The organism is Enterobacter cloacae complex sp. P13B (assembly GCF_014895915.1).
GTDB lineage: Bacteria > Pseudomonadota > Gammaproteobacteria > Enterobacterales > Enterobacteriaceae > Enterobacter > Enterobacter bugandensis.
Map to the genome: position 1 here is coordinate 1 of NZ_JADBQN010000021.1, position 20488 is coordinate 20488.

At 48.9% G+C, this 20488-nt stretch carries 23 protein-coding genes and 1 other RNA gene; 10 read left to right on the top strand and 14 right to left on the bottom strand.

The genetic code is table 11. The features are described from left to right. The coding region (locus tag IM273_RS10580; protein WP_193055543.1) for a hypothetical protein at positions 1–502 on the top strand (502 nt) is incomplete at its 5' end. A gap of 55 nt (positions 503–557) precedes the next feature. Here the strand turns inward: IM273_RS10580 and IM273_RS10585 are convergent. The 8 genes from IM273_RS10585 to ffh all read right to left on the bottom strand — a co-directional run bounded on the left by IM273_RS10585 (position 558) and on the right by ffh (position 7276). Next, entirely contained in the window at positions 558–1931 is a 1374-nt protein-coding gene (locus tag IM273_RS10585; RefSeq protein WP_193031140.1) for a hypothetical protein, read from the bottom strand. Between the two features lie 33 nt (positions 1932–1964). Further along, entirely contained in the window at positions 1965–2939 is a 975-nt protein-coding gene (locus IM273_RS10590) for a glycosyltransferase family 2 protein (RefSeq protein ID WP_193031138.1), read from the bottom strand. Further along, complete coding sequence (locus tag IM273_RS10595) at positions 2923–3312, bottom strand: GtrA family protein (protein ID WP_193031136.1); 390 nt, start codon at positions 3310–3312, stop codon at positions 2923–2925. Before IM273_RS10595 ends, IM273_RS10590 begins: the two co-directional genes overlap by 17 nt. A 492-nt stretch (positions 3313–3804) precedes the next feature. Continuing rightward, positions 3805–4152, bottom strand: coding sequence for a 50S ribosomal protein L19 (rplS, locus tag IM273_RS10600; RefSeq protein ID WP_002914145.1), 348 nt, complete (start codon positions 4150–4152; stop codon positions 3805–3807). Between the two features lie 43 nt (positions 4153–4195). Continuing rightward, a complete protein-coding gene (gene trmD / locus IM273_RS10605; protein WP_014832949.1) occupies positions 4196–4963 on the bottom strand; it encodes a tRNA (guanosine(37)-N1)-methyltransferase TrmD in 768 nt (255 codons plus the stop codon). A 31-nt stretch (positions 4964–4994) separates the two neighbouring features. Further along, a complete protein-coding gene (gene rimM / locus IM273_RS10610) occupies positions 4995–5534 on the bottom strand; it encodes a ribosome maturation factor RimM (protein WP_028014127.1) in 540 nt (179 codons plus the stop codon). A 15-nt stretch (positions 5535–5549) separates the two neighbouring features. Then, a complete protein-coding gene (rpsP, locus tag IM273_RS10615; protein WP_022649067.1) occupies positions 5550–5798 on the bottom strand; it encodes a 30S ribosomal protein S16 in 249 nt (82 codons plus the stop codon). Positions 5799–5914: 116 nt separating this feature from the next. Further along, on the bottom strand, positions 5915–7276 hold the full coding sequence (gene ffh, locus IM273_RS10620) for a signal recognition particle protein (RefSeq protein ID WP_003863132.1): 1362 nt from the start codon (positions 7274–7276) through the stop codon (positions 5915–5917). 166 nt (positions 7277–7442) lie between these two features. Here ffh and IM273_RS10625 point away from each other — a divergent pair, with 166 nt between their 5' ends. Together IM273_RS10625 and IM273_RS10630 are read left to right on the top strand one after the other, a co-directional pair. Next, complete coding sequence (locus IM273_RS10625; RefSeq protein WP_032645009.1) at positions 7443–8234, top strand: inner membrane protein YpjD; 792 nt, start codon at positions 7443–7445, stop codon at positions 8232–8234. Between the two features lie 19 nt (positions 8235–8253). Next, positions 8254–9540, top strand: a complete 1287-nt coding sequence (locus tag IM273_RS10630; protein ID WP_193051892.1) for an HlyC/CorC family transporter — start codon at positions 8254–8256, stop codon at positions 9538–9540. Between the two features lie 51 nt (positions 9541–9591). Here the strand turns inward: IM273_RS10630 and grpE are convergent, their stop codons facing one another. Next, a complete protein-coding gene (gene grpE, locus IM273_RS10635; protein WP_032644906.1) occupies positions 9592–10185 on the bottom strand; it encodes a nucleotide exchange factor GrpE in 594 nt (197 codons plus the stop codon). A 122-nt stretch (positions 10186–10307) separates the two neighbouring features. Here grpE and nadK point away from each other — a divergent pair, with 122 nt between their 5' ends. From nadK to bamE, 3 genes are all read left to right on the top strand, one after another. Further along, complete coding sequence (gene nadK / locus IM273_RS10640) at positions 10308–11186, top strand: NAD(+) kinase (RefSeq protein WP_008502500.1); 879 nt, start codon at positions 10308–10310, stop codon at positions 11184–11186. 85 nt (positions 11187–11271) lie between these two features. Beyond that, positions 11272–12933, top strand: a complete 1662-nt coding sequence (gene recN, locus IM273_RS10645; protein WP_136485173.1) for a DNA repair protein RecN — start codon at positions 11272–11274, stop codon at positions 12931–12933. A gap of 138 nt (positions 12934–13071) precedes the next feature. After that, a complete protein-coding gene (gene bamE, locus IM273_RS10650) occupies positions 13072–13410 on the top strand; it encodes an outer membrane protein assembly factor BamE (protein WP_028014132.1) in 339 nt (112 codons plus the stop codon). A 102-nt stretch (positions 13411–13512) separates the two neighbouring features. Here the strand turns inward: bamE and IM273_RS10655 are convergent, their stop codons facing one another. Together IM273_RS10655 and IM273_RS10660 are read right to left on the bottom strand one after the other, a co-directional pair. Beyond that, the gene (locus IM273_RS10655) at positions 13513–13800 is read right to left on the bottom strand and encodes an RnfH family protein (RefSeq protein ID WP_045260867.1); all 288 of its coding nucleotides are present in this window, start codon (positions 13798–13800) and stop codon (positions 13513–13515) included. Beyond that, on the bottom strand, positions 13790–14227 hold the full coding sequence (locus tag IM273_RS10660) for a type II toxin-antitoxin system RatA family toxin (protein ID WP_008502504.1): 438 nt from the start codon (positions 14225–14227) through the stop codon (positions 13790–13792). The genes IM273_RS10655 and IM273_RS10660 overlap by 11 nt, the downstream gene beginning before the upstream one ends. A gap of 156 nt (positions 14228–14383) precedes the next feature. Here IM273_RS10660 and smpB point away from each other — a divergent pair, with 156 nt between their 5' ends. Both smpB and ssrA read left to right on the top strand, forming a co-directional pair. Beyond that, complete coding sequence (gene smpB, locus IM273_RS10665; protein ID WP_024908331.1) at positions 14384–14866, top strand: SsrA-binding protein SmpB; 483 nt, start codon at positions 14384–14386, stop codon at positions 14864–14866. An 89-nt stretch (positions 14867–14955) separates the two neighbouring features. Next, positions 14956–15319, top strand: a transfer-messenger RNA (tmRNA) gene (gene ssrA, locus IM273_RS10670). A gap of 141 nt (positions 15320–15460) precedes the next feature. Here ssrA and IM273_RS10675 read toward each other — a convergent pair. The 3 genes from IM273_RS10675 to IM273_RS10685 all read right to left on the bottom strand — a co-directional run bounded on the left by IM273_RS10675 (position 15461) and on the right by IM273_RS10685 (position 18153). Next, positions 15461–16507 carry a bifunctional transcriptional activator/DNA repair enzyme AdaA gene (locus IM273_RS10675; RefSeq protein ID WP_045631577.1) on the bottom strand — a complete coding sequence of 349 codons (1047 nt, stop codon included), beginning with the start codon at positions 16505–16507 and terminating at the stop codon, positions 15461–15463. After that, positions 16491–17267, bottom strand: coding sequence for an isocitrate lyase/phosphoenolpyruvate mutase family protein (locus tag IM273_RS10680; RefSeq protein WP_193051891.1), 777 nt, complete (start codon positions 17265–17267; stop codon positions 16491–16493). Before IM273_RS10680 ends, IM273_RS10675 begins: the two co-directional genes overlap by 17 nt. A 163-nt stretch (positions 17268–17430) precedes the next feature. Next, positions 17431–18153, bottom strand: a complete 723-nt coding sequence (locus IM273_RS10685; protein ID WP_047367534.1) for an SDR family oxidoreductase — start codon at positions 18151–18153, stop codon at positions 17431–17433. A gap of 97 nt (positions 18154–18250) precedes the next feature. On the opposite strand from IM273_RS10685, the gene IM273_RS10690 reads away from it, so the two are divergent. Next, positions 18251–19168 (top strand): LysR family transcriptional regulator, encoded by a 918-nt coding sequence (locus tag IM273_RS10690; RefSeq protein ID WP_193051890.1) that lies wholly within the window; start codon positions 18251–18253, stop codon positions 19166–19168. 402 nt (positions 19169–19570) lie between these two features. Continuing rightward, a complete protein-coding gene (locus IM273_RS10695; RefSeq protein ID WP_028014145.1) occupies positions 19571–19927 on the top strand; it encodes a hypothetical protein in 357 nt (118 codons plus the stop codon). Positions 19928–20488: the final 561 nt, after the last annotated feature.

A 20488-nucleotide genomic window follows, 5' to 3' on the forward strand; every position in this document is an offset into this window, starting at 1 on the left:
TCCCATGACACATTTAAAATTAAAAAAAAATAGTTTATGTATAAAGTTATTTTTTGCTGCATCCTCATTTTTATTTTCAGGATGTGGTGAACAGCACTCAGAAAAATTCAACTCTCTCCCAGAAAATTATAAGACTATAGATTGTGCTGGAGGAATAGAAACGATTAATGCTAAAAGAATTTCATCAACTACATCTGTAGAAGATAATGAAAATTTGGTAATAAATGGCTGGGCAGTTTTAAACACCAATGAAGGACTGCCTTTTGATAAAGTACAAATATCTATTACGGATGCACGAGATAACATTGTAAGATACAGTACCTTCAAAACTAAAAGAGATGATGTATCTACTTATTTTAAGCAAGGACTTGATGATTCAGGTTTTACAACATTTATTCCGTCATCGTCAATTAAAGGAATAGTTATCCTTAATGTGATAGGAATTAAGGGACAACAATATTATTTATGCAAAAACCTTCAACAAAGAACCAGCATACATTAAATTAAAGGGTGATTAAATTTATCACCCTCTTAAGATTAACGTACTATACTAACTTTTAATCGACAGTTTTTTGATGTACGGATGAAGATATTATCATCAATGTAGCAATAACCACAGATAATATTTGCCATATTGAATATCTGAAATCAGCTGCTGTAGCCAAGAATAACAATGAAAGATTACTCATTAACCCGCTCATGCATATTGCAAAAATAGCTATATTTGTGTAAGCATTTCCTTTTGCTTTCACAAAGTAAGAAACACATCTAATCATTATTAAAATTGAAATGATATAATAAATATATACCTTAAACGGTATCGTATCCGCAACTAAAGTAAAAAATCCAATCAACTTATTGGCAGTATCTTCATTGATATGTTTAAAGTAAAAACCCTGATCATTGCTTTGTATCCCGGGATGGAATGGATAATATGTGTGACCATTCACAGTCTTACCAGATAGTACTGAAAAAACATACCATCTGTGCTTAAAATACGCACCAGGATGCTCAAAAATGATTCGCACCCAATCATATTTAAGTTTACTCTGGTCTTTAGCATCAATATTTATGGGAATAACAGAAAAAACAGGAAAATTAGCCTCTCTGCTGTTCGCATCTTTCATTTCTTTAAGAAGCTTTCCTTTGTCTTTTCCTTTTATCATATAATCAGGGATAACGATTTTATTCTCATCAATAGAAATGCAAGCAAAATCCCAACCAACCAAAGAACCTAAGCTAGGAGTTTTTATTGCATTGCTGTTAATTGCAAAAACAAATAGTAACGACGTCAATAAAAATATAATTGTGGACACTATAGATTTTATAAAACCTTCAAGAAAGCCACTTCTCTTATTTAAAAAATACATTAAGAAAAGGCCCATCGAAATAAATACCGATGGTATAAATCCATTCACCCTAACTGCTGTAGCTATCAATAAAGAAAATAAGCACAGCATTATCCAGAATCGCTTAGGTGTCTGAGAATAAGCATATATAGATATTCCGGATATTGATAATGCACACATCATTACCACATCTTTCCAGACATTTAATGAGATTAAAAACAAGGGAGGCCAAAACCCGACAAAAAACATGATAAGTAGTCTTTTAGATATCTTTTCTGTCAATACATTTGCAAGCATTGCTACTGAGCTCCAGTATAACAACTGAAACACGAGGAACAACAACTCTGGCCTGTTTGTCAACTTAATCAGTAACATCCAGAAATATGACATTATAACTGGATGTGCAGTGTAAACCGGTATTATGCCTGCTGCTTGTTTATATTGTTCAAGAGTATCATACGAAATAAACCCAGGACATAAAATATAATACACAGAATAGGCTATAACAACGGCGACCATGTACGAAAGTAAAGAATTTAATTTTGCATAGTTATCAGTGGACAGTTTTAGATTAATATTCATTACCACTCCTTTTTATCATATCAACTTTCGCAATTATTTATTAAACAATTCAGTTATTGAGTTTTTAGGCTGACGTTCGATATCTGCCTGAATAAACCCTAATAAAAGCTGCATACCTAAAATAATAGGTAACGCAGACAACATCACGGTTCCCCCACTAGCCAACTCATTTAAAAATATAGATCTATACCAACCAAACAATCCATATAAAACACCAAACATTGATAATAAAAGCCCACTAAATAGCTCAATTGAAGCAACTGAAAAGTCTCTCAAATAATAATTATAAATAATTCTTTTGATTGCATTTTTTAAATGACCTTTCAAGAATGGAAATACTATTTTCTTGATGTGAAGATTAGATTCTTCATCTTCATAGATAGCATCCATTGGAACATCCACAACTTTCGCATTAATTAAATTCAATCTAAACAGTATATCGGACTCAAAAAAATATCGCTTGCTTAATTTATCAAGATTTATTTTCTTTAAGGCAAATGATGAAATAGCTGTATAACCATTTGTTGGATCGAATATGTTATAATAGCCAGATGAAAATTTTGTCATAAAAGAAAGTACAGTGTTGCCAAAGAGTCTGATTTTCGGCATAGGCTTTAAACTTTCTACGTCATAAAATCGATTACCCTTCGTATAATCTGCAAACTCTTTCGAGATAGGATTTATAAAATCACCAATCAAGGAGGGATCCATTTGCCCGTCACCATCTAACTTGACAACAATATCCACATTATCTTCAAGGCTAGCTAAGTAACCGCTTATGACAGCCCCACCTACCCCTTTATTCTCATTATTAAATATCACTTTAACTCGTGGATCTATGCAATTCTGCTGAACATATTCCCCTGACAGCTCTGGACATTTATCATCAACAACATAAATAATAGCCACCTCATTTCCGATGTTATTTATCACATCTAGAATATGTTTCTTCACCTTGTAGCAAGGGATAACAACAGCAACTTTCATATCTTTACGCATTGTTTTCATTAGTAAAAACCATTTTTTTTGCCAGAATATAACTGATAAAAAACAAAATAAATTCTACCAGTACCTTACTTATAAATGTGACACCAACATTTTTCTCTCCACAGTATATTTCTTTCGAAATCCAAAGTAAAAAGCTACTCAATGCTGTCATGAAGAGCCAGTAAATACAAAATTTAATAAAAGACTCTGAGGATGGTTTTTTATTGAAGGTATATTTACCATTAACAAAATAGCCTAGTAACGCGGCGCTTCCTCTTGATAAAATATTAGCCAGAATAATATCTATGCCTACTGTTGATAATATAGTATAGATGACCGAGTCAAAAGCAAATTGCAAAATGCCAAACAAGAAAAACAAACCGACTTTTTTCATTATCAATCCCCCAGAACATTAACTCTTGACAATACCATACATTATATTTTTTCTCTAGGATTTAATGGTACGTTTATGTCCATTAGGTTACTTAACTTTAACTAAAATAACGACAGCCCTCCCGGGGAAGGAATTTTTTAGCGAAAACAGCTACTTTCATAGAGAGAATCTCAGACACTAACTCTTCAGCGAAGACTTAGACTAATGTTTCTTTATCTGAATAATGACTCATCTAGTTATCTTCGCTTACTTGATACAACTCACACGTAACATTAGTTGATTGTTATCAAATCAATTATATACCTACAATTAAAATGCTGTGGTTATTTTTTAAGTTACTTAGTGCAATTTATGTGCGCATACTATCCCTGATTGTGAAATGTGTCAGAACGATAAACTATATTATTTGTAAATTTGCCAATGAATTAAGGGATAAAAAAAGGGCCAGCCTTTCGGCCAGCCCTTTCTAACAGGATGTCGCTTAAGCGAATCTTAGTTCAGACGCTCTTTAATACGAGCAGACTTACCAGTACGCTCACGCAGGTAGTACAGTTTAGCTTTACGTACAGCACCACGACGTTTAACAGCAATGCTGTCAACTACCGGAGAGTGAGTCTGGAAGACACGCTCAACGCCTTCGCCGTTGGAAATTTTACGAACAGTGAATGCAGAGTGCAGACCGCGGTTACGAATAGCGATAACCACGCCCTCGAATGCCTGCAGACGTTTTTTGGAACCTTCAACAACCCATACTTTCACTTCCACGGTGTCACCTGGACGGAAGGAAGGTACGTCCTGCTTCATCTGCTCTTGTTCAAGTTGCTTAATAATGTTGCTCATAATTTAATCTCTTATCCTGGGTAAACTGATATTCGGGAGCGTATTACGCATTCCCATCATGTTCATGCTGCTGGTGCGCGTGTTCAGTTTTGAACTCGGCCAGCAACTTTGCTTGCTCTTCAGTCAGAGCCAGGTTTTCCAGAAGTTCAGGTCTTCTAAGCCAGGTTCGGCCCAGCGACTGCTTCAAACGCCAGCGACGTATCTCGGCATGGTTTCCTGACAGTAACACTGCCGGTACTTCCATCCCTTCTAACACTTCAGGACGAGTATAGTGTGGACAGTCCAGCAATCCATCGGCAAAGGAATCTTCCGTTGCCGAAGCTTCATGGCCCAGAACCCCCGGAATAAACCGGGCGACGGAGTCAATCAGCGTCATTGCCGGTAACTCACCACCGCTGAGAACGTAATCGCCGATAGACCATTCTTCGTCAATCTCGGTTTGAATTACGCGCTCATCTATCCCTTCGTAACGACCACAGACCAGAATCAGCTTTTGATTCGTCGCCAGTTCGCTCACGCCCGCTTGATCAAGCTTGCGTCCCTGAGGTGACAGATATATCACCTTTGCGCCTTCACCTGCCGCGGCTTTTGCTGTGTGAATGGCGTCCCGTAAGGGTTGCACCATCATTAGCATCCCCGGTCCGCCGCCGTAAGGACGATCGTCCACGGTACGGTGCCGGTCATGAGTAAAGTCACGCGGACTCCAGCTCTGGATGCTCAGCAGGCCATTCTTTACTGCCCGGCCAGTTACCCCGTAATCGGTAATCGCGCGGAACATTTCAGGAAACAGGCTAATTATGCCAATCCACATAGCGCCGTCTTTTACCGTTTATCCGGAGAATTTAAAAACCAGGATCCCAATCTACTTCAATGGTTTGAGTAGCGAGATCGACTTTCTTGATAACCTGTCCATCGAGGAACGGGACCAGCCGCTCCTTGATGCCAAATGCATCTTTCAGGTTTGCCTTAATGACGAGAACGTCATTTGACCCGGTTTCCATCATATCGATGACTTTCCCCAGGCTGTAACCTTCAGTGGTGACTACCTGGCAACCCATAAGGTCTTTCCAGTAGTAGTCGCCCTCTTCCAGCTGTGGCAACTGCGACGAATCCACGACAATTTCACAATTAGTCAGCGCATTCGCGGCATCACGATCGTCAATGCCTTTCAGCTTGATGATGATGTCCTGATTGTGGTGACGCCAGCTTTCCAGCTCGACCTCTTCCCACTTACCGGCTTTCTGGATGAACCAGGGCTGGTAATCAAAAATGCTATCAGCGTCTTCAGTGGAGGAAAACACTCTGAGCCAACCACGGATACCGTAGCAAGAACCCATTTTTCCCAATACGATCGGTTCAACAGGTGCTTTATTGCTCATCATGACCACCGTGACAGATTAAGCTGCTTTGTTTGCTGCTTTGATCAGCGTAGCAACGCGATCGGAAACAGTAGCGCCCTGGCCAACCCAGTGAGCGATACGATCCAGATCCAGACGGGTTTCTTCTTCTGCGCCAGAGGCCAGTGGGTTGAAGAAACCAACGCGCTCAATGAAGCGACCGTTGCGTGCATTACGGCTGTCAGTCACAACAACCTGGTAGAACGGACGCTTTTTAGCGCCGTGACGTGCTAAACGAATAGTTACCATAACATCCTCTTGTGTGAATAAAACAACCGGGCCCCATCGAGGAACGGAGCCCGGGTGTCATATTAAAAGCCCGAAAATTTTACTCATTTTCGGGCAAAAAGCAATCTCAAAAGCGATTAACGCCCTGGAAAACCGGGAGGCATCATGCCTTTCATGCCGCGCATCATCTTCGCCATGCCGCCTTTCTTCATTTTCTTCATCATGCGCTGCATGTCGTCGAACTGTTTCAGAAGGCGGTTAACGTCCTGCACCTGCATGCCGCAACCGGCAGCGATACGGCGCTTACGGGAACCTTTGATGATTTCTGGCTTGGCTCGTTCTTTCAGCGTCATGGAGTTAATGATCGCCTCCATACGCACCAGCACTTTGTCATCCATCTGGGATTTAACGTTGTCAGGGATCTGGCCCATGCCCGGCAGTTTGCCCATCAGGCTTGCCATGCCGCCCATGTTTTTCATCTGACGCAGTTGCTCAAGGAAGTCGGTCAGATCGAAACCGTCGCCTTTTTTCAGCTTGCTGGCGAGTTTTTCAGCCTGCGCGCGGTCAACCTTGCTCTCGATATCTTCGATCAGCGACAGCACGTCGCCCATGCCGAGGATACGGGAGGCGATACGGTCCGGGTGGAACGGCTCCAGCGCTTCGGTTTTCTCGCCCACGCCGAGGAACTTGATCGGCTTACCGGTGATATGACGAATAGAAAGCGCCGCACCGCCGCGGGCGTCGCCGTCGACTTTGGTCAGCACCACGCCGGTTAACGGCAGCGCTTCGTTAAACGCTTTCGCAGTATTTGCCGCATCCTGACCGGTCATGGCGTCAACGACAAACAGGGTCTCTACCGGGTTGATAGAAGCGTGCACCTGCTTGATTTCGTCCATCATCGCTTCGTCAACGTGCAGACGACCGGCGGTATCCACCAGCAGCACGTCGTAGAATTTCAGCTTCGCTTCTTTCAGCGCGGCGTTAACGATGTCGACAGGCTTCTGGGCAACGTCAGACGGGAAGAAGTCCACGCCGACCTGCTCGGCCAGCGTTTCCAGCTGCTTGATCGCCGCCGGGCGATAGACGTCCGCAGAGACCACCAGCACTTTCTTCTTGTGCTTTTCGCGCAGGAATTTACCCAGCTTACCGACGCTGGTGGTTTTACCCGCACCCTGCAGGCCCGCCATCAGCACCACGGCCGGCGGCTGAGCCGCCAGGTTAAGCACCTGGTTCTCTTCGCCCATCGCCGAAACCAGTTCGTTACGAACGATTTTGACGAACTCCTGACCCGGGGTCAGGCTCTTGTTAACTTCATGACCAACCGCCTTCTCCTTTACGCGGTTGATAAAATCACGAACAACCGGCAACGCCACGTCTGCTTCCAGCAGCGCCATGCGCACTTCGCGCAGCGTTTCCTTGATGTTCTCTTCAGTAAGGCGTCCGCGGCCGCTGATGTTGCGCAGCGTGCGCGACAAACGATCGGTTAAATTATCAAACATTGTCTCTCGCCTGAGTAGAAACGTTGGGCCGCATTGAGCGACACATACACAGAATTTTGCCGGAGTATAACATGAAGGCGCCTTTGTTGTTATGCAACGGTTGGAGCAGGCGTCACGTAACGTTATACTGCTTCTCTTTCTTATTAAGACAACTGTCGATGCCTATATGCCTGTTTTCGCACTGATCGCCCTTGTTGCCTACTCTGTCAGCCTCGCGCTGATTATTCCCGGACTGCTGCAAAAAAACAGCGGCTGGCGGCGCATGGCTATTCTTTCGGCGGTCATCGCACTGATAAGCCACGCGTTTGCGCTGGAATCACGCATTATTCCCGGCGACGGCAGCGTGCAAAACCTGAGCGTCCTCAACGTCGGCTCGCTGGTCAGCCTGATGATCTGTACGGTAATGACCATCGTCGCGTCTAAAAATCGCGGCTGGCTGCTGCTGCCGATTGTCTATACCTTCGCGCTGATCAATCTGGCTTTAGCCACCTTTATGCCTAATGAATTCATTACGCATCTGGAGGCGACGCCGGGGATGCTGGTGCACATCGGCCTGTCGCTGTTCGCCTATGCGACGCTGATCATCGCCGCGCTTTACGCCATGCAGCTCGCCTGGATTGATTACCAGTTGAAAAACAAAAAGCTGGCGTTCAACCATGAAATGCCGCCGCTGATGGTCATTGAGCGTAAGATGTTCCACATCACCCAAATAGGCGTGGTGCTGCTGACGCTCACGCTCTGCACCGGCCTGTTTTACATGAAGAACCTGTTCAGCGTGGAGAATATCGATAAAGCAGTGCTCTCCATCATCGCGTGGTTTGTCTATATTGTCCTGTTGTGGGGCCATTATCATGAAGGCTGGCGCGGTCGTCGCGTCGTCTGGTTCAACGTCGCGGGTGCGGGCATTCTCACCCTTGCCTATTTTGGCAGCCGCTTCATACAGCAATTTGCTGGCTAAGTTATAAAAGGAGTTCCCCCTGGAACACATCTCTACCACCACGCTGATCGTTATCCTGATCGTCATGGTGGTCATTTCCGCCTATTTCTCCGGCTCGGAAACCGGCATGATGACCTTAAACCGTTACCGGTTGCGTCATCGTGCTAAACAGGGTAACCGTGCCGCCCGCCGCGTTGAAAAACTGCTCCGCAAGCCGGATCGGCTGATAAGCCTGGTGCTTATCGGCAACAACCTTGTCAATATTCTGGCCTCAGCCCTCGGCACCATCGTTGGGATGCGCCTGTACGGCAACGCCGGGGTCGCGATTGCCACCGGCGTGCTGACGTTTGTGGTGCTGGTGTTTGCCGAAGTACTGCCAAAAACCATCGCCGCGCTTTACCCGGAAAAGGTGGCCTACCCGAGCAGCTTCCTGCTGGCGCCGCTGCAGATCCTGATGATGCCGCTGGTCTGGCTGCTGAACATGGTCACACGCATTTTGATGCGGATGGTGGGGATCAAAGCCGACGTCACTATCAGCAGCGCGCTTAGCAAAGAAGAGCTGCGCACCATCGTGAACGAATCCCGCTCGCAGATCTCCCGGCGCAATCAGGATATGCTCCTGTCGGTGCTGGATCTGGAAAAGGTAAGCGTGAACGACATCATGGTGCCGCGTAACGAAATCGTCGGTATCGACATCAACGACGACTGGAAAGCCATTGTCCGCCAGCTGACGCACTCTCCGCACGGGCGCATCGTGCTCTATCGCGACTCGCTGGATGACGCCATCAGTATGCTGCGCGTGCGCGAAGCCTACCGTCTGATGACCGAGAAAAAAGAGTTCACCAAAGAGGTGATGCTGCGCGCCGCCGACGAGATTTACTACGTGCCGGAAGGTACGCCGCTCAGCACGCAGCTGGTTAAATTCCAGCGCAACAAGAAAAAAGTCGGCCTGGTGGTCAACGAGTACGGCGATATTCAGGGCCTGGTGACGGTCGAAGATATTCTGGAAGAGATTGTCGGAGACTTTACCACGTCGATGTCCCCTTCTCTCGCGGAAGAGGTCACCCCGCAAAACGACGGTTCGGTGCTGATTGACGGTAGCGCGAACATCCGTGAACTCAACAAAGCCTTTAACTGGCATTTGCCGGAAGATGAAGCTCGTACCATGAACGGGATGATTCTGGAAGCGCTGGAAGAGATCCCGGCGGCGGGCACGCGGGTGCGCATTGAGCAGTACGATATTGATATCCTGGACGTGCAGGACAATATGATTAAGCAGGTGAAGGTGCTGCCCGTTACGCCACTTCGGGAAAGTATTGCCGAGTAAAGCGTAGGCCGGGTAAGGCGAATGCCGCCACCCGGCACTACAGGTAGCAAATTAGGCTTTCGCTTTCGCCACGGTCACCATCGCAGCGCGAATGGTACGGCCGTTCAGGGTGTAACCTTTCTGCATCACGCCCAGCACTTTACCGGCTTCAATCTCTTCAGATTCCACCATCGCAATGGCCTGGTGAACGTTTGGATCCAGCGGCACATCGGTATCCGCAATCACTTCCACGCCAAACTTACGCACCACGTCGAGCATGGATTTCAGCGTCAGTTCGATACCTTCGATCATCGCCGCGTTGTCCGGATTCGCTTTGTCAGCCACTTCCAGCGCGCGGTCGAGGCTATCGATCACCGGCAGCAGTTCGTTGACGAATTTCTCCAGCGCAAATTTATGCGCCTTCTCAACGTCCTGCTCGGTGCGACGACGCAGGTTTTCCATTTCCGCCTTGATGCGCAGAACGGTGTCGCGTTCGCGATTCTGTGCTTCTACCAGTTGGGCTTCCAGATTCGCAATTTTTTCATCGCGCGGGTCCACCTGCTCAGCAGATGCGTCTGGCTCTACAGCCTCAACTTCATCGTGCTGTTCCGTGATAATTTCTTCAGGGGCTTGCCCCTCAGGCGTTTTCTGTTCTTTACTACTCATGAATTTCTCCGCGTTTTTCTGCATTCATCTCGCTAACTTCGCTTATTATGGGGATCAGTTTCCTGGATTCAAGGGAACAAGAGAGATTGTCATCATTCATCAGGCACAAGGACCTCCAGAAAATGAATAATCATTTCAGGTGTATTGGGATCGTCGGGCATCCGCGTCACCCTACCGCATTGACGACACATGAAATGTTGTATCGCTGGTTGTGTAGCAAAGGCTATGAAGTGATGGTCGAGCAGCAAATTGCGCAGGAACTGCAGCTGAAGAGCGTCAAAACCGGCACGCTTGCGGAAATTGGCCAACAGGCCGATCTCGCCGTGGTGGTGGGCGGCGATGGCAACATGCTCGGCGCGGCACGCACGCTGGCGCGTTATGACATCAAGGTCATCGGTATCAACCGCGGCAATCTCGGCTTTTTAACCGACCTCGACCCGGACAACGCGCAGCAACAGCTGGCCGACGTGCTAGAAGGTCATTATATCAGCGAAAAACGCTTTTTACTGGAAGCGCAGGTGTGCCAGCAGGACTGTCAGAAGCGCATCAGCACCGCGATTAACGAGGTGGTGCTTCATCCCGGCAAAGTGGCACACATGATTGAGTTCGAAGTTTATATCGACGAAATCTTTGCCTTCTCCCAGCGTTCTGACGGGTTGATTATCTCCACCCCGACCGGCTCAACCGCCTACTCGCTTTCTGCGGGCGGCCCGATCCTGACGCCCTCTCTGGATGCTATTACACTAGTGCCGATGTTCCCGCACACGCTCTCCGCGCGCCCGCTGGTGATTAACGGCGACAGTACGATACGTCTGCGCTTCTCGCACCGCCGTAACGACCTGGAGATCAGCTGCGACAGCCAGATCGCGCTGCCAATCCAGGAAGGTGAAGATGTTCTTATTCGCCGGTGTGATTACCACCTGAACTTGATTCACCCGAAAGATTACAGCTATTTCAACACATTAAGCTCGAAGCTTGGCTGGTCAAAAAAATTGTTCTGATTTTGCATCCAGTACTTTACTGTATAAAAAACCAGTTTATACTGTATGAAAACACAGTTATGGTTTTTCATACAGGAAAACAATTATGCTGGCACAACTGACCATCAGCAACTTTGCCATTGTTCGTGAGCTTGAGATCGATTTCCACAGCGGCATGACGGCGATCACCGGCGAAACCGGTGCGGGTAAATCCATTGCCATTGATGCCCTCGGCTTGTGCCTTGGCGGCCGTGCAGAAGGCGACATGGTGCGCATGGGCGCAAACCGTGCCGATCTTTGCGCACGTTTCTCCCTGAAAGATACCCCTGCAGCCCTGCGCTGGCTGGAACAAAATCAGCTCGAAGATGGACGTGAGTGTTTACTTCGCCGCGTGATCAGCAGCGACGGGCGCTCCCGTGGCTTTATCAACGGCACGGCAGTCCCGCTCTCCCAGCTCCGCGAACTCGGCCAGCTGCTTATCCAGATCCACGGTCAGCACGCGCATCAGCAACTCGTCAAACCAGAACAGCAGAAAGCCCTGCTTGATGGCTATGCGGGTGAGTACGCGCTTACTCAACTTATGGCGGAGCACTACCGCCAGTGGCATCAGAGCTGCCGCGAGCTCGCCCAGCACCAGCAGCAAAGCCAGGAGCGCGCCGCGCGTGCGGAGCTGCTGGCGTACCAGCTTAAAGAGCTGAACGAATTCAACCCGCAGGCGGGTGAGTTTGAACTAATTGACGAAGAGTACAAGCGCCTCGCCAACAGCGGCCACCTGCTCTCAACCAGCCAGAATGCCCTCAACATGCTGGCAGATGGCGAAGACGTTAACCTGCAGAGCCAGCTGTACAATGTCCGTCAACTGGTCACCGAACTGGCCGGCATGGACAGTAAACTTTCTGGCGTACTGGATATGCTGGAAGAGGCCGCGATTCAAATCTCAGAAGCCAGTGACGAACTGCGTCATTATTGTGAACGGCTGGACCTCGACCCGAACCGTCTGTTTGAGCTGGAGCAGCGCCTTTCTCGTCAGATTTCACTGGCGCGCAAGCACCATGTCACGCCGGAAGAACTACCAGGCTATTATCAGTCTCTGCTCGAAGAACAGCAGCAGCTTGACGATCAGGCTGATTCGCAGGAAACCCTCTCTCTGGCCGTGAACCTGCATCATCAGCAGGCGCTGACCACGGCGAAAAAACTGCATGAGATCCGTCAACATTACGCTCAGGAGCTAAGCCAGCACATCACCGACAGCATGCACACGCTGGCGATGCCGCACGGTGTATTCACCATTGATGTCCGTTTTGAAGAGAACCACCTGACGGCAGAAGGGGCGGATCGCATCGAGTTCCGCGTCACCACCAACCCGGGGCAGCCGCTGCAGGCAATCTCCAAAGTGGCATCCGGCGGTGAACTGTCGCGTATTGCGCTGGCGATTCAGGTGATTACCGCACGTAAAATGGAAACCCCGGCGCTGATTTTCGATGAAGTGGATGTCGGCATCAGCGGCCCAACGGCGGCAGTGGTGGGTAAACTGCTGCGCCAGCTAGGTGAGTCAACGCAGGTGATGTGTGTCACCCACCTGCCGCAGGTCGCGGGCTGTGGTCATCATCACTTTATTGTCAGTAAAGAAACCGACGGCGAAATGACCGAAACGCACATGAAGCCGCTGGATAAACGCGCGCGTCTTCAGGAGCTGGCACGACTGCTCGGCGGCAGTGAAGTCACGCGTAACACGCTCGCGAACGCGAAAGAACTGCTGGCGGCATAAACTTTTTCGGGATCTCAGGGTCATACAGAACAACAAAAACGCCGCCAGACCGGTTTCAAAGTGGGGCAAGGTCTATTATCATCGGCATATTACATATGAGCCGCGTTCTGCTCGGGCCCGAAAAGGAATCAAATCACTATGCGTTGTAAAATGCTGACCGCTGCCGCAGCGGTTCTTCTGATGTTGACCGCAGGCTGTTCCACTCTGGAGAAAGTGGTTTACCGTCCTGACATCAACCAGGGGAACTACCTTACCCCTAACGATGTGTCCAAAATCCGCGTGGGGATGACACAACAGCAGGTCGCTTATGCACTGGGAACCCCGATGATGACCGATCCGTTCGGCACTAACACCTGGTTCTATGTATTCCGTCAGCAGCCTGGCCACGAAAGCGTGACCCAGCAGACCCTGACGCTGACCTTCAGCAGCGCCGGTGTGTTGACCAACATCGACAACAAACCTGCCCTGACAAAATAATCAAAAGCCAGAAATGCAAAAAGGTGCTCAACGAGCACCTTTTTTGTTTTTCTTTATCCCTTCTCCCCTTTGGGAAGAGAGACAGGGTGAGGGGGAAACACGCTACTTAGCAGACTTCTCCGCGCGCTGGCGACGCAGCTCTTTCGGGTCGGCAATCAGAGGACGATAAATCTCCACCCGATCGCCCTCTTTCAACACGTCGCCCAGCTTCACCGGACGGCTGTAAATCCCGACCTTGTTCTTCGCCAGGTCGATATCTCTGCGAAGCTCGAGGATGCCGGACGCGCGGATAGCCGCCTCAACGGTTGCCCCCTCTTCCAGCATTACACGCTGTAGGTACTGCTTCTCCGGCAGCGCGTAGACCACCTCTACAGCAATCTTATGCGACACTGTAAACCTCTTTGGCGCGGGTGGTAAACGCCTGAACCATATTTGACGCCAGCTCTTTAAAGATGCGGCCAAACGCCAGCTCAATTAGCTTATTGGTGAACTCAAAGTCCAGATGGAACTCAATGCGGCAGGCGTCAGCGCTCAGTGGCGTAAACTTCCAGCCACCCATCAGGGTTTTAAATGGACCATCCACCAGATGCATCAAAATACTCTGATTGTTAGTCAGCGTATTGCGGGTGGTGAACGTCTTGCTGATCCCCGCTTTGGAGACATCCACCGCCGCAGTCATCTGCGTCGGGCCAGACTCCAGAACGCGGCTCCCGGTACATCCCGGGATAAACTCTGGATAAGACTGAACATCGTTCACTAACTGATACATTTGTTCCGCGCTGTAAGGAACGAGCGCAGTACGGCTAATCTGAGGCATAGCATTTTCCATGGTCACACAACGGACAAATAATAACATTTATCACCTGTTAAAAAAACGCTAAGCCTCATCTCGTGCTAAGATAGCGCGTTAGACCTCACAGGACGCAATGAGGTGACTTTTTGAAATCAGATTACCGACGGCTTTACGACACTTATGACGAAGAAAAAAGCACATAAACCAGGCTCGGCGACCATTGCGCTCAACAAGCGTGCTCGCCACGAGTATTTCATTGAAGAAGAATTCGAAGCTGGCCTTGCGTTGCAGGGCTGGGAAGTAAAATCGCTGCGCGCCGGGAAAGCCAACATCGGCGACAGCTACGTGATCCTTAAAGATGGCGAAGCCTTCCTGTTCGGCGCGAACTTTACGCCGCTGACCGTCGCCTCGTCGCACTACGTATGTGACCCAACGCGCACCCGTAAACTGCTGCTGAACAAGCGTGAGCTGGAATCCCTCTACGGACGCATCAACCGTGAAGGTTTCACCGTGGTCGCCCTGTCACTGTACTGGAAAAATGCCTGGTGCAAAGTGAAAATTGGCGTCGCGAAAGGTAAAAAACAGCACGACAAACGTACTGACCTGAAAGAACGCGAGTGGCAGTTGGATAAAGCGCGCATCATGAAAAACGCAGGACGTTGATTCTGTACACTTATTGTACTATTCAATAAGTTAGCGTTCCGGGCTGGTATCCAGGAAGTGAAATCTGGTATACTTAGTTCAACACTATTGGGGCTGATTCTGGATTCGACGGGATTTGCGAAACCCAAGGTGCATGCCGAGGGGCGGTTTGCCTCGTTAAAAGCCGCAAAAAAATAGTCGCAAACGACGAAAACTACGCTTTAGCAGCTTAATAACCTGCTCTGAGCCCTCTCTCCCTAGCTTCCGCTCTTAAGACGGGGATCAAAGAGAGGTCAAACCCAAAAGAGATCGCGTGGAAGCCCTGCCTGGGGTTGAAGCGTTAAAACTAATCAGGCTAGTTCGTTAGTGGCGTGTCTGTCCGCAGCTGGCGTGCGAATGTAAAGACAAACTAAGCATGTAGTACCGAGGATGTAGAAATTTCGGACGCGGGTTCAACTCCCGCCAGCTCCACCAAAATTCTCCATCGGTGATTACCAGAGTCATCCGATGAAGTCCTAAGAGCCCGCACGGCGCAAGCCCTGCGGGCTTTTTTGTGTCTGCATTTTATACCGCGAAGTTCGTAAAATATTCCGGCAACAATGGAACATTACGCCATCAAACATTGTTTCGCTCATGCTCAATGAGCCATTCTTTGCGCGAAATACCACCGCCGTAACCCGTCATCTTTCCATCTTTGCCAATTATCCTGTGACAAGGGATCACAATCGCAATCCGGTTTGCACCATTAGCTGCAGCGACGGCGCGCACAGCATTGGGCTTATTCATCCCTAGCGAAATGGCCTGATAATGCGAAGTCTGTCCATAGGGAACTGCACGCAACTCATGCCAGACGGATTGCTGAAAATCGCTGCCCGGGGCATCCACAGAGAGCTCAAACTGTCGACGAGTTCCGGCAAAATACTCGCTGATTTCTTTTACTGTCTGCCGTGTATGGCTGTTTTCTCCGGTGACAATTCTGGCGTTAAATAAACGCTGGATATCGCGGAATTCTGTTTCTAACATCCGGCGATCGGTAAACTCCAGCAGACACACTCCCCGCTCTGTCGCGCAGACAAACATAGGCCCAAGCGTAGTGGTAAACCGATGAATGACAATCACCTCGGTTGCCTGAGTCGGCGCTGCGCCAGTAAGCCGCTTGTAGATGTAACCAAACCCGCTCAGGGATTCATAGCCATTGTCCAGCGCAACGTCAGTAGCCGCTCGTCCGCTTTTAAGCTCCTGCAAGGCAACGTTCACCCGCTGCATTCGCTGGAAAGCCTGAAAAGTGATGCCGTGATGTTGCAGGAACCAGCGTCTTACCCGCTCCGGACTGATTCCGTGCTGGCGAAGCTGCGCGTCAGCCACACGGGATTTAATATCGCGCCTGACAAGCGCAAGCGCCTGTTCAACAAATAATGGCGCGCTGTGCGCATTTTCAGCGGGTCTGCAGACCTTACAGGGACGAAAGCCGTCCGCCAGGGCAGATTTGGCATCCTTATAAAATTCAACATTTTCGCGCCTGGGCTTTCGCGCCCGGCATACCGAAATGCAGAATACGCCAGTAGTTTTGACGCCAACAAAAAATACGCCGGTATATTCTGAATCTCGTTCGAGTAATGCCTGATACCAGATATCACACAAATTCTTATCGGTTATTTTCATCGCTAAAAAGTCCTGCAAACGTCTGACGAGCTCGAATCGCATGCATTACATCACTCAGCGTTGACTGCATGGCTGAATGAACAAAATTGCCCATTGAAATGCGGTTTACCCCGGCCAGCTTCAGCCTGTCGAACGACGGAAGATCGGGCATACACATGACGTTCAGAGGCAGACCCGTTGCCTCTGCAATGAGGCTGATGTCTTTCTCTGACGTCAGACAGGGAACAAAAAGGCCATCAGCACCTGCAGCTTTATAGCTCTGACCCCGTAATATCGTCTCCTGCAATGCGTCTTCATGCCCGAGCAGGTAAGTGTCAGTCCGAATGTTCAGAAACAGGCTACAGTTTTCGCTTCTCAGCGCATTGCATACTGTTCTCAGATTACGGGAAAAATCAGAGATATCGTCAAGCTGACGCTTACCATTAATGACTCTGCTGTCTTCAAGGTTAACGCCTGCTACGCCTGTCTGAGCAAGGCGCCTGAGATTAGCGACTATCTCTTCGGCTGAATCACCATATCCTGCTTCCATGTCAACGCTCAATGGCAGGCTGCTGACAGCCCGGATACGGGTGACCACATAAAATAACGCATCAAACGGCATTCCCTGCCCGTCTTCATATCCCAGCATGGACGCTATTGCTGCACTGGACGTTCCCAGTGCCTGATAGCCTGCTTCTTGCGCTGCGACAGCACTGGCGGCGTCCCAAACGTTAGCGATAAGCAGGGGCTGCTCCTGGTTGTGGAGTTCTGCAAAATTCATATTCATTTCCTCTCAATAGATTGAAAATGAATCTAAGCATTCAGTATGAACGTCACAACCGAAATTCAGACGACCATTTTTTAGCAAGCGTAGTCTGGATTCGCAGACCAGTCAGATCTGTTGTCAACCAGCTGCGCTAACCTGCATTTTTTCATCCGCAACGTTAGTTCGCAGATGCCGTCGGTCTGATCGTAATTTCTGTTGTATCGACACTCTCAGGCGCCTCGATGATGTGGCGCACAGCGCGGGCGATATCAGCAGGTTTGAGGGCAATAGCACGGTACGCGTCCATCGCCGCCATGGTTTCCGGGTGCGTAATGGTCGAGGCCAGTTCGCTTTCCACTACCCCAGGGTTAACGCAGGTCACGCGGATGTTCGAACTTTCCTGACGTAAACCATCCGAAATCGCCCGTACGGCGAATTTGGTGGCACAGTAGACAGCAGCCGTGGGCACCACGGACAAGGCACCAATCGAGCCGATATTAATGATTTGTCCCGACCCCTGGGCTTCCATAATCGGCAGAACGGCGCCTATCCCCCACAGCACGCCCTTGATATTCACGTCAATGGTGCGCTCCCACTCATCCTGCTTGCCTGCCGAAAGCGGAGAAAGAGGCATGATGCCCGCGTTGTTAATCAGCACGTCAATGCGGCCCCACTTTTCACGCGCTGCCTGTACGAAGTCAGCCATCGACTGGCGGCTGGTAACGTCTAAGACTGCGGCCTCTGCTTCCCCCCCTGCACTGCGGATTTCAGCAGCCAGGGCGTTGATGCGATCCAGCCTGCGAGCGCCCAGGAAAACGTTCGCGCCTGCCTTGCCTAACTCTCTGGCAATACCTTCTCCGATACCGCTTGATGCACCGGTAATTAAGATAACTTTGTTCATGTTTTGCTCCTTACGTTAGTTCAACGTGATAATAGATACTCACCATTGTTTCTTGTATCCTGCATTTACTGGACTCACTGGTTAGCAATGTTAAACAATGAAAATCGATCTCAATCTGTTACCTATTTTTCTGGCGGTCGCCGAGGAGCGCAGCTTTAGCGCTGCCGCCGCGCGGCTGGGCATAACCCGCTCCGCTGTCAGTCAGGGGATTAGGCGTCTTGAAGATGGTTTTCAAACCCTGTTGGTGATGCGCACCACGCGCTCGGTAAGCCTCACTGAAGCAGGGGAACGGCTGCGTAAATCGTTGCAGGCTCCCATCGCCAATATTGAAGCGGCATTTGAAGACGTCGCGTCGGACAGCACACCGCGCGGTCAGCTCAGAATCGCGGTCACCTCAATCGCGGAAGCGTTTCTCTCTGGCCCGCTGCTCGCTTCGTTTGCGGCTGCGCATCCTGCGGTATCGCTTGATATCTTCGTGTCGGACGAGGAGTTCGATATCGTGGCGGCGGGCTATGACGCCGGGGTAAGGCTGGGTGAAGTTATTGAAAAAGACATGATCGCCGTTCCCCTTACGGGTCAGCAGCGTGAGAGGGTGGTGGCTTCACCGTCCTATCTGGCGACTCACGGCGTACCTGAGCACCCCCGCGAGCTGGTGGCTCACCGGTGTATCGGCTGGCGCCCAGCCCCGGACGTTGCCCCCTATCGCTGGGAATTTGAGGAGGCGGGCGTTCCTTTCGATGTGGCGATTGAACCGCAGATCACCACAAACGATCTGCGCCTTATGCTCAGCCTGGCACTGGCCGGCGGCGGCATAACCTTAGCCACGGAGGATACATTCACTCCGTATATCGAAACGGGGCAGCTTGTTGCCCTGCTGGATACGTTTCTTCCGTCTTTTCCAGGCTTTTATCTCTATTTCCCCCAGCGTCACAATATGGCGCCCAAGCTAAGAGCCCTGATCGAGCACGTCCGCCAGTGGCGACAGCCAGCGGCAACGCAAAGCGTTCAACGCTAACAAGGCGCAGTAACTTTCATGCAGATTTTCCTTACCCTGCCGCTGCCCTTTGATAAACATCAACGACACCGCCCTCCTCCCATGGAAAAGTAAAAACGGACACAATTCACTCAGGGGATATGTCGTGCCGGGGATGGCTTAACGATGTATCCCGTACGCTGGACAAGACATCACACAAGGATGGAGCCTTAAAATGTACAGACCCATGGTCGTTATTTTCTTTATTCTGCTGACCCTTGCAGCCCTCATAGAAATAGGTTTTTTATCCTTCGGGTGATCCTCAAGCAAGGAGGCGCTTACCTGGGTACTTTGATCTCATTACAGTTTTTTCCTAAAGCCACCCCGCTTCGTCTGTGCCATGCTGAATCACGCTCATAACCGATAACGTTAAATGAGGATATTATGAAAAAAACAATTATCGCATTATCTGCCGTTCTGCTGGCTTCCCCAGTATTTGCTGCGACCACACATGCAACTGACGATACCGTCGCTGCGGCGAACGCAAACGCCAACGAAGCGAAGCAAAAACTGCACGAAGAGCAGAACAAGGGCGAAGAGCTGAAGCTGAAACAGCAGCATGCTGCGGAAGGTAAGAGCGAAAGCTTTGGCAGCAAAGTCAGCGAAGATTCCCAGAAAGCCTGGCATAAAACCAAAGAAGGCACCGAGAAGGGGTGGGATGCCACTAAAGAAGGCGCAGAGAAAGGCTGGAACAAAACCAAAGAAGGTGCCAGCGAGCTGGAAAAGAAAGTTACTGAATAACCGACACACTCACCTCAGGGCCGCGTTAGCGGCCTTTTTTATTGCTTCAAATAAAAGCGATACGTCGTGTATATCTGCCCCTTTTTGTTCGCCGCCTTATGACGACAGATAGGATCGATGCAAATGTCCGGATGCCCATCTCTGCGGTCATTTTTTTCGCCCTCAGTATCAGGTAAATGAATGACCGTATTGAAAATACAGCAGGTTATTATATTTCCTGCTCGCAGTAGCATAATTCCAACACCACATAAGAATATATTTTAAATCCCTATTAATATAATATATCCTACATCAAAAATGTTATCCTAACTTAAACCATGATTAAGCAGCTTTAAATAATAACATTTTTAATTGCATTCAAAAACGTCACTACCAATTATTAAACTACATCTAAAACATAAATAAAAAAGCATACTGCAATCAGAAAAAACCCAACAAAAACAACCCATTAATAAAACAAATACATAAACCCCATTAATAAATTAATGACATCTTTACGACCTACCTCTTTATTTACGAAAGCTTAATTTGCACATTCACCGTTTTCTGGCTATATCATTT

Excerpts from the sequence above, each read along its gene's own strand:
- IM273_RS10585 (WP_193031140.1), bottom strand. The coding sequence starts at position 1,931 with ATGAATATTAATCTAAAACTGTCCACTGATAACTATGCAAAATTAAAT.
- IM273_RS10590 (WP_193031138.1), bottom strand. The coding sequence starts at position 2,939 with ATGAAAACAATGCGTAAAGATATGAAAGTTGCTGTTGTTATCCCTTGC.
- IM273_RS10595 (WP_193031136.1), bottom strand. The coding sequence starts at position 3,312 with ATGAAAAAAGTCGGTTTGTTTTTCTTGTTTGGCATTTTGCAATTTGCT.
- rplS (WP_002914145.1), bottom strand. The coding sequence starts at position 4,152 with ATGAGCAACATTATTAAGCAACTTGAACAAGAGCAGATGAAGCAGGAC.
- trmD (WP_014832949.1), bottom strand. The coding sequence starts at position 4,963 with ATGTGGATTGGCATAATTAGCCTGTTTCCTGAAATGTTCCGCGCGATT.
- rimM (WP_028014127.1), bottom strand. The coding sequence starts at position 5,534 with ATGATGAGCAATAAAGCACCTGTTGAACCGATCGTATTGGGAAAAATG.
- rpsP (WP_022649067.1), bottom strand. The coding sequence starts at position 5,798 with ATGGTAACTATTCGTTTAGCACGTCACGGCGCTAAAAAGCGTCCGTTC.
- ffh (WP_003863132.1), bottom strand. The coding sequence starts at position 7,276 with ATGTTTGATAATTTAACCGATCGTTTGTCGCGCACGCTGCGCAACATC.
- IM273_RS10625 (WP_032645009.1), top strand. The coding sequence starts at position 7,443 with ATGCCTGTTTTCGCACTGATCGCCCTTGTTGCCTACTCTGTCAGCCTC.
- grpE (WP_032644906.1), bottom strand. The coding sequence starts at position 10,185 with ATGAGTAGTAAAGAACAGAAAACGCCTGAGGGGCAAGCCCCTGAAGAA.
- nadK (WP_008502500.1), top strand. The coding sequence starts at position 10,308 with ATGAATAATCATTTCAGGTGTATTGGGATCGTCGGGCATCCGCGTCAC.
- recN (WP_136485173.1), top strand. The coding sequence starts at position 11,272 with ATGCTGGCACAACTGACCATCAGCAACTTTGCCATTGTTCGTGAGCTT.
- bamE (WP_028014132.1), top strand. The coding sequence starts at position 13,072 with ATGCGTTGTAAAATGCTGACCGCTGCCGCAGCGGTTCTTCTGATGTTG.
- IM273_RS10660 (WP_008502504.1), bottom strand. The coding sequence starts at position 14,227 with ATGCCTCAGATTAGCCGTACTGCGCTCGTTCCTTACAGCGCGGAACAA.
- smpB (WP_024908331.1), top strand. The coding sequence starts at position 14,384 with ATGACGAAGAAAAAAGCACATAAACCAGGCTCGGCGACCATTGCGCTC.
- IM273_RS10675 (WP_045631577.1), bottom strand. The coding sequence starts at position 16,507 with ATGAAAATAACCGATAAGAATTTGTGTGATATCTGGTATCAGGCATTA.
- IM273_RS10680 (WP_193051891.1), bottom strand. The coding sequence starts at position 17,267 with ATGAATTTTGCAGAACTCCACAACCAGGAGCAGCCCCTGCTTATCGCT.
- IM273_RS10685 (WP_047367534.1), bottom strand. The coding sequence starts at position 18,153 with ATGAACAAAGTTATCTTAATTACCGGTGCATCAAGCGGTATCGGAGAA.
- IM273_RS10690 (WP_193051890.1), top strand. The coding sequence starts at position 18,251 with ATGAAAATCGATCTCAATCTGTTACCTATTTTTCTGGCGGTCGCCGAG.
- IM273_RS10695 (WP_028014145.1), top strand. The coding sequence starts at position 19,571 with ATGAAAAAAACAATTATCGCATTATCTGCCGTTCTGCTGGCTTCCCCA.